Here is an 8,235-nt window from a genome sequence, read left to right on the forward strand (position 1 = left end):
CTCCAGTATAAATATTAACTGCATAGATAGCATTTCCCATTCCCTTTGGATCACACCCAAAGCCACCTCTCGCAATATAAAGCTGATACGATGCACTCTGGTATTCCTTATATAACACATGGCTATCAAGAACGACTATCTTTCCTATAAGGTCCTTATAATTGTAGATAGATTGACAATCCTCCTTTATAATTTTACCCTTTGGTCTTTCCTGAACTTCCTTTATGACCATTTCATTTTGTTTCATCATTGCAGATAAATAATATGAAAAAACTTCATTGTAATTTTCGGATTCAAAATCTATTTCATATTTATCAATGCCAAATCCTCTTAGTTTTAGATCAACTTTACCTGTAATAAAATTTGATTTTGTTTCATCAATGATTTTTTCACCAATATAAAATATGTTTTCTCCTACATTTTCTTCTCTAAGAATTGTATAGTCACCAATTTTCTTTAATTCATCGCTCACAGACTTTTTTCTCCTTTGTTTTATTTTTAGCAGTAATGCTTTGCTGCAAGTTCCTGCACATTTCTTCCATTCCTCCCTTACTGCAAAAAAGAAACTTATCCTGAAATTCAATACTAGAACAAGTTATCAGATTGGAATCACGCAAATTTATGGAAGTAACAATTGTTTCTTTATCAATTTCTTTTTTGATGTGAGCATTAGCATATTCGACAACATACTTCTGTAGTTTTGGGTTATCAATTATTTCCATATAGATATTTTCAATATCCTTTTTTGTAAATATATTTGTATTAATAACTTTAATTAATTTAGTAATATTGCATAATTCCTGATGATTCCACCAATTTTGAAATTTCTGATGTACTCCGGAATTATAATAAATATCAGATAATAAATATTGTGGATGACTTTTTAAAAATTCTTCAATCATTTTATTTTCTCTTGGTGTTATTGATTTTCTAATCTCTTCATACTCCTGTAAAATACTCATATTTTCTCCTTTTAATTGAAAAAGATAAACAAATTATTTCTGTTTATCTTTTTCATGTAATTTGACTATCTTATATTATTATTTCTTTGTGGTTCACATTTTTTCTTGATTTTAATTACTTCTTTGTTCATAATATCAAAACACCTTTCTTTAAAATCATTCATAGCAGGCTTATATTTAGTGAAATAGTGACCAGATAGATATTCACCTTTACGATTGCTATTTGTACTCCATGTAACATATTCGCTAGATGCTCCTTTTTTATAACCAAGCACAATTGTTTGTTCATTGCAGGTTGTCTCAGCAATAATTTGATATCCACAATTTTCCTCACGATATAAATCCATGATATCATCAACCTTGTGTGGTATAATGCGTGACAAGATATCAGCATTAATTCCTTCTTGCTTACAGTAGCATAGATACTTTTGCAAGCCATCTTCACACTCAATATCATCATGAGCCTCATTGACGAACTGCCAGATACCATAGTGAGTGTTTAATGATATATATAGTATTTCAAAATCATTCGATAAATCTTCAAACAAATAGGTATCCACATTATAATCCCAATCTGGAATTGAATAATATTTTTCATATCCTTCAATATTTGTAATTCCTATTATTTCATTTGGATCATCACTATTAAAACATACTGCTTTAAACTGTAAGTCCTGATTATATGACTTCCTATACAAAATATATTGAATCTCCATATCATAATCATTATGATCTCTCATAATACGGTGGATTTTTCCAATATAATCGCTTAAATCTAGCTTATTCATAACCCGTTTTCCTCTACAAAATCAATAAAATGACTAACTGTCTCTTTAATATTCTTCTCAGTCTGGCGATAATATAAAATGCTCAAATCATAAAAAAGTCTCATAAAATCTGTCAAAGCAGAATCAATGAGACGGTGATGTTCCTTATAGTTTATTTGGCTTGAATCATCATCTATAACAAATACAGTGTACAAGAGAGTATTAAAATATTCCTGATATCCTAAAATAAGGACGCTATCTCCAATACACTGTTTTAAAAGTATGGTGTCTTCATTAAAGATGCCATTTAAGAAAATTGCATATAGATCTTCACGTTCTGTATCACCGTAATAATCAAGAAGTTCTTTTGTAACTCCTATCTGTTGACAATATAAGAGAAATTCTTTAACACCTTCAATAGTATAATCCATTTTATAGCTGTATATTTCTATATATTCCCAAACAGATATAATCATAGGGACAGATATGAAACTCAATTGGTAGCCATTACTAAGGCAAAACAGTACATAACCTTCTATACATTCATCAGCAATGCCATCATTTTTATAATGTATAGAACTTGTTACAACCTTTTTTTTATGAGGCCTAACAAGGTAATGCCTATTAAAGTCATTATCTTCAATGACACCAATTATAAATTTCTCACGATTCTTCAGCTTTTTTATAAGAACCATTTGAATTGTAGGCTGTGAAAAATAATTTGTTTCATCAACAATACTCACTGCATTAATTTTGTGATTAATTCTATTTAATATTTGTTCCATTTTACTTTTTCCTTTCATTTAACTTTTTCAATAAGAAAAGGGAGATTTTCTCTCCCTCGTTGTGCCATGAATCTTAGTATAAATATTTAATATCTTTACAACAATAAATAGTACTGATGTGACTGGTATAGAATAAAGTACACTATTTAATCTTATCATCATCATTTTTCTTTTTATTCTTAATAAAACCTAATGTACAAGTTGTGACACCAATCATTAATAACCACACACCTATATAACTGCTGTCTCCAGTTTTTGGAACCTCTATCTTAGGTGATGGTGCATCTTTCATAACAACTTTTTGAATTTCAGACATCTCATTAACAGTAAATTTAACATCTTCAGCAATCTCGTAACCCTCAGGAGCAGATATTTCTCTCAAGATATATTCTCCAGCAGGTAGTTTTTCAAATAATTCAGGCTTATCTGTAGAAATCCATTCATGAATTATCTTGTTGTTGAAATCAATGATTTGAAGTTTAGCCCCTGCCAATTCTTTTCCATTGGTAATATCCTGCTTTGAAATTTCCACTCTTATAATATCATCAATCATTTCAATTTTTTGAATTTCTTTGCTATCTTCAACTGTAAACTCAATATCACTCGCTTTAGTATATCCCAATGGAGCCAAATCCTCGTGTAGTCTATATTTTTCACCAATATTTAATCCACGTATAATATGTGGCTCAGTTGCAGAAGTCCATGTTTCTACAATATTGTTATCCTTATCAAATAGTGTTAACTGTGCTCCTGCTAATTCCTGACTTGTTGAAATATCCTTTTTAGAGATTTCAATAGATGTTTTAGAATTAGTTAGATTTAGATTGTGAGTATAAATAGTTTTGTTACTTCCATCATAACTTAAATCAATTTCATATTGTTTTTGATCAGTAGCATAGCCATCTAATGCTTTTATTTCTTTAATCTTATATCGACCTAATGGTAAATTAGAAATATGAATTTCACCTAATTCATTAGTCATATAAAGACCATCTTCACTAATATCTTTAGAAACTGTTTCTCCCTCTTTATAAATAAGAGTATTTCTTCCATCCAATGAATAAATATCTTCTGATGCAGTCAACTGATAGATAACACCTGATAATAATTCCTGTGTGTCTTTATCTGTTTTGATTAAATGAATTTCACCAATTGGAGCAATATTAGTTACATTTACATTAACAACATATTCTTTTGTTGTTAAATCTTTTTGCTCTAATACAATATCATGAACTTCTTCACTTAGTACATAACCATCATTAGTTAGCGTTTCTTTCAGTCCATAATGTCCCATAAATAAATTATCAATAATAAACTGTCCTTTTAAATCAGTAATGCCTTTTGCAACGACACTACCCTTTTTAAATAGAATTGAGCCATCAATAACATTGATGATATTTTCTTTAGCAGTTAACTCATATTCTACATGAGATAATGGTTTAGATGTTTCTTTATCAATTTTCTGTAAAATAATTTTTCCTTTTGGTTGAGCGTTCTTTACTATTACTTCTAGAATAGGTTCATTATCTTGATCTAAATCATAATCATATTGATTAGTAATTGTAAATTTTACTGGTTTTTCTAATTGTAAGAATCCACTAGGCACTTTAATTTCATCAATTGTATAAGTACCTGCATTTAACGATAATGGTAAAGTGATTTCACCTTTATCTCCAAAGATAGAAACAATATGATTTTTTGAATTTGTTGTAAAAGCATCAATTTTTTTACCAAATACTTTTTGAACTACATAATTACCATCTTCATCTTTAATTTTAAATGTTGCACTATTTAATGTTACTTTTTCGCCAGTTTCTTTGTCTTTCTTTACTAATTTAACTTGAGAAGTAAACGGTCTGTTGTTAATATTCACTCGTTTGACTTGTTCAATATCAGTGTACTCACTATAATCATCACTTACAGAAATCAGAAAATCTGGTGCAGTGATGAAATCTTTTGGAGTAACTGTCTCTTTAACGAGATACTGACCATATGGTAAATATGGTGTATTAGCAATACCATTTTTATCTGTTGTGATTTGTGCATACGTTGTTGCATTATCCCAACCCACATGATCAACTTCTGTTTTTAGTTTGAATGTAAATTCGGCTCCTTGCAATCCTTTAACTATGCCACTAATTCCATCTTTTTCTCCACTTTTAAAGACCTGAATCTTCTGCATATTTACTCTATTTGTAACCTTTTTAGATTTAATAACTTTCTTTACAGTCTGCCCCTGATATTCAAGTACAATATCAATTGTCTGATTATTTAAGACAAGACTATTATTGCTATTAAGTTCCTTAATATAATAATTACCAAGTGGTAGGTCATCCCACATGATTTTGCCATCACTGTTTGTCTTTCCCTGAGATACCAATTCATTCTTTTCATAGAATGTTTTTGTATTAGCCTTGTTGACAATCTTTTCTTTTGCATAAAGACCAAAAGTAATATCTTTTAAATATGCATCTCCAACCAATCCATTTGTATTTGTTGTATCAATCTGTTTATTGAGTTCGATTTTACCTTTAGGCTCAATATTTGAAGGGTCAATCGTAGTCGTTTCATTAGGCTTGATAGTAAAGCCAAATTCAGTTGTATTGATTAAATATCCTGTTCCAGCTTGAGTTTCAGTCGCTTTATACTCACCAATTGCTAATCTATCTAATATAATTTTGCCATTAGGATCAGTCTTATGAGTTTCATCAAAACCATTTGGTCCAGTAATACGATAACTTGTTTCTGGTACTGTACTTGATTTATCCTCATTGTACTTAGTAAGCTCAAGTTTTCCAAATTTGTTGACCTTAACTCTTAATTTTACTTGTAGTGGGTCTTTAATTTTAAACATTCCAACTGATTGTGTCTTACCATTATAAAATGCAAGGCTTGTGCCAACTGCGGATGGATCAATATTTCGCTGTAATGTGATAGTTGTAGTTTCATTAGCATCTGCACTACCATTAATAACTAACTGATTACTACCATTAATTGTAATATTCAAACCACCATTATCTTTAACAATCATGCCATTTAATGAGTTGTTTACATCTGTTAAAGTAATACTTTTATCAGCATCCACTTCAACAGTAGTATTTGAAAAAGATGGTATTTTTTTATACTGTTCTACATCTGATAAAATTTCATTCCATAGTCTTACAGTTGTTGGATAGTCTGGATTAGTGTTTGTTTCAACATAACACATATCCGTATGCCCTTGAGACTCATGCAAAACTTTCCAAATTAGTCCTTGTGTAATTGCATACCAGTCATCTGCTTTACGTCCATCAACTTGTGTCCCAAAGTATGCAATTAAAGATAATTCTTTTGACATTTCTTGAGAAATACCTACTGTACTCCAATCAACAATATTCATTGTTTGATTGGACTTGAATTGAGTAAATGCATCAATACAAAATACTCGTTCACCATTAATAAGTAGTTCTGCCTCATGGTCATCACGTCGTCCACTGCTTGGCTCAGCTAGCCACCATGTTGGATGTTTCTTACTTCCCGTAACATACGTTTCTGCATAGACAGAACTAGGTGATACTAATGTTAACATCATTAGTAAAGACATAATGCCTACAAAGACTTTCTTTATTTTTACTTTCATTTATATTCCTCCTTTTGATATAAAAAAAGATGAAACTGTTTATGTCTCATCTTATATAAAATATATTTAATTGTTATTTCCAGTAACTGTAAGTGTAATCTATACTCCATTTATCTCCTGTAGAATAAACAAAATATCCACTTATATATTTTGTTCCATCATCAAATGTATCCCACATTCTAATAGCCTCATCATCAGCCTCTTTCTCAGTATTAAATAATTTTCCGCAATTACCTACCTTATATGAATATGAAGGCTTTTCAGGTTCCTTTGGTTTCTCTGGTTCCTTCGGCTTTTCTTCACTGGGCTTTGCTGGTGTAGTTGGTTGAGTAGAACCAGATGGCTTAGTCACTGATGTTTCACTTTTTGATGATGTATCTTTTGGGTTGGATGAATTTGTATCATTCTTTGACTGATTATTTTTACTTGTACTTTGAGTAGAAGTCTTGCTTTCAGTTGTATCAGTTGTTGTTGCTTTCTTGGTATCAGATTTTTGTGATTCCTTATCTGTACCTTTTTCAGTATTGGATTTATTCTCTTTATCCTTTGTTTCTGCTACTTCAGATGAATCAGTTTTATTTTCATTCACTTGTTCATCCTCAGCAGTAATCTCATTTTGAGGTGTATTTGCTACTTTTGAATCCTCTTTTTTTGAGTTTCCACAGCCTACTAGAATAAGTGACATAGTCATTACAGTAAACAGCATATGTCGTTTCATGGTATCCTCTCCTATCTCTAGTTTTAGTATAATCAATTCATTACATGAAATCAAACATAACATCACTCTGCAATGCTATTATTTCCGGTAGGTAAAAGGGAAAGGGGTTCTTAGGGGAAAACCCAGTCACACTTATAGCGAAAAAAAGCAGACTACCCCTTAAAAGTCTGTTGCAAACAAATCATGCAATTTTTTTAGTCACATGTGTGACTGTTTATCTTTCATGTTCTTTGTTCCTTTTCTTCGCCCATCCGTCCAATAACTTTAATATGACTTTCTCCTTTTCTTTAGGTGTAAACCCTCTAGGAAAATATTTGTCTATATCTTCCATTTTAATAGAGAGTTTTTCTTTCTGATTAGGCTTTTCTTCACTGATGATTGAATAAATCACATTTTCATCAAGACGGTTTTCTCTAGATAATTCTTTCATTCTAATTGCCTGAGCATGTGATGGTGTAATGTTGAGTTCATCAATATACTTAATAACAATCTCCTGATGCTCGTTTGAAAGATAGGAAAGTTCAACTGCTGGATTTAATGCAATCTTTTTCTTATCTTCTCTAATACCATCAACCAAGTCACGCAACGGTTCAATCAGTTCAGTTAGACGAATAAATCTTCTGATTTGATCTTTAGATTCACCAACTTCTTCACCTAATAATTCAACAGAATATTTTCTGCCTTTCAACTTCTGTGCAACTTGCATAGAAGTTAAATCGTTCCTTTTCCCTTGATGTTTCATGGCATTCAATTTCATCTTATAGGCAAATCCTCTCTCACTGGGTAGTATACGTTCACGCTGAATATTTGAATCAACCATGAGTATTGTTGCCTGCTCATCACTAAGATCTCTAACAATTGCAGGTATTTCATTTAAGCCATTGAGTTCAGTGGCTTTCATTCGACGATGTCCTGATACCATTTCATATCCCTGACCACTTGGTGATGGTCTAACCAACGCAGGATGGAGAACACCATTTTCATTAATGCTATCAACCAGTTTAAGCATATCCTCATCCATTCTTATCTTAAATGGATGATTTTCAAATTCATGAATTTCACTGATAGGAATGTTCATAATCTTTTCTAACTTTGACTCCTGACGCTGTTCCTCAGAAGTAAACAAATCATCGTACGTAGGTATCTCGATGTCGTCTATGCTCTTTCTCGGCATTTAGAAACACCTCCCTTGTTAACTTCTCATATGCTCTTGTTGCAGTTCCTTTTGGATCATACTTGAAGATGCTTTCTCCTACACCTGTAGATTCTGCTGCTTTTGTACAGCGAGGAATAGTCACATCAAATATCTTAATGTGATTTCCAAAATTTCTTTTTACGGATTGAGTAATCTTCTTTGATAAATTTGTTCGTTCATCTGTCATAG

The 8,235-nt window shown here is 31.2% G+C and carries 8 protein-coding genes; all 8 read right to left on the bottom strand.

All coding sequences use genetic code 11. The features are described from left to right. Window positions 1-472: hypothetical protein (locus BN350_RS21060; protein ID WP_044600391.1), on the bottom strand; the 472-nt coding region annotated here is incomplete at its 3' end. Then, window positions 462-962 (bottom strand): hypothetical protein, encoded by a 501-nt coding sequence (locus tag BN350_RS15585; RefSeq protein ID WP_028044425.1) that lies wholly within the window; start codon window positions 960-962, stop codon window positions 462-464. The genes BN350_RS21060 and BN350_RS15585, both read right to left, overlap by 11 nt. A gap of 65 nt (window positions 963-1,027) precedes the next feature. After that, window positions 1,028-1,750, bottom strand: coding sequence for a hypothetical protein (locus BN350_RS15590; RefSeq protein ID WP_028044426.1), 723 nt, complete (start codon window positions 1,748-1,750; stop codon window positions 1,028-1,030). Then, entirely contained in the window at window positions 1,747-2,514 is a 768-nt protein-coding gene (locus BN350_RS15595) for a hypothetical protein (protein WP_147573611.1), read from the bottom strand. The genes BN350_RS15590 and BN350_RS15595 overlap by 4 nt, the downstream gene beginning before the upstream one ends. Before the next feature lie 142 nt (window positions 2,515-2,656). Next, entirely contained in the window at window positions 2,657-6,133 is a 3,477-nt protein-coding gene (locus BN350_RS15600) for a SpaA isopeptide-forming pilin-related protein (protein WP_028044428.1), read from the bottom strand. A gap of 73 nt (window positions 6,134-6,206) precedes the next feature. Beyond that, window positions 6,207-6,851, bottom strand: coding sequence for a hypothetical protein (locus tag BN350_RS15605; protein ID WP_028044429.1), 645 nt, complete (start codon window positions 6,849-6,851; stop codon window positions 6,207-6,209). Window positions 6,852-7,065: 214 nt separating this feature from the next. Then, window positions 7,066-8,025, bottom strand: coding sequence for a ParB/RepB/Spo0J family partition protein (locus BN350_RS15610; protein ID WP_028044430.1), 960 nt, complete (start codon window positions 8,023-8,025; stop codon window positions 7,066-7,068). Next, window positions 7,979-8,235, bottom strand: a 257-nt coding sequence (locus tag BN350_RS21065; protein WP_044600392.1) for a ParA family protein, incomplete at its 5' end; no start/stop codon positions are given. The genes BN350_RS21065 and BN350_RS15610, both read right to left, overlap by 47 nt.

This window comes from Candidatus Stoquefichus massiliensis AP9, assembly GCF_000455285.1.
Taxonomy (GTDB): Bacteria; Bacillota_I; Bacilli_A; order Erysipelotrichales; family Coprobacillaceae; genus Stoquefichus; species Stoquefichus massiliensis.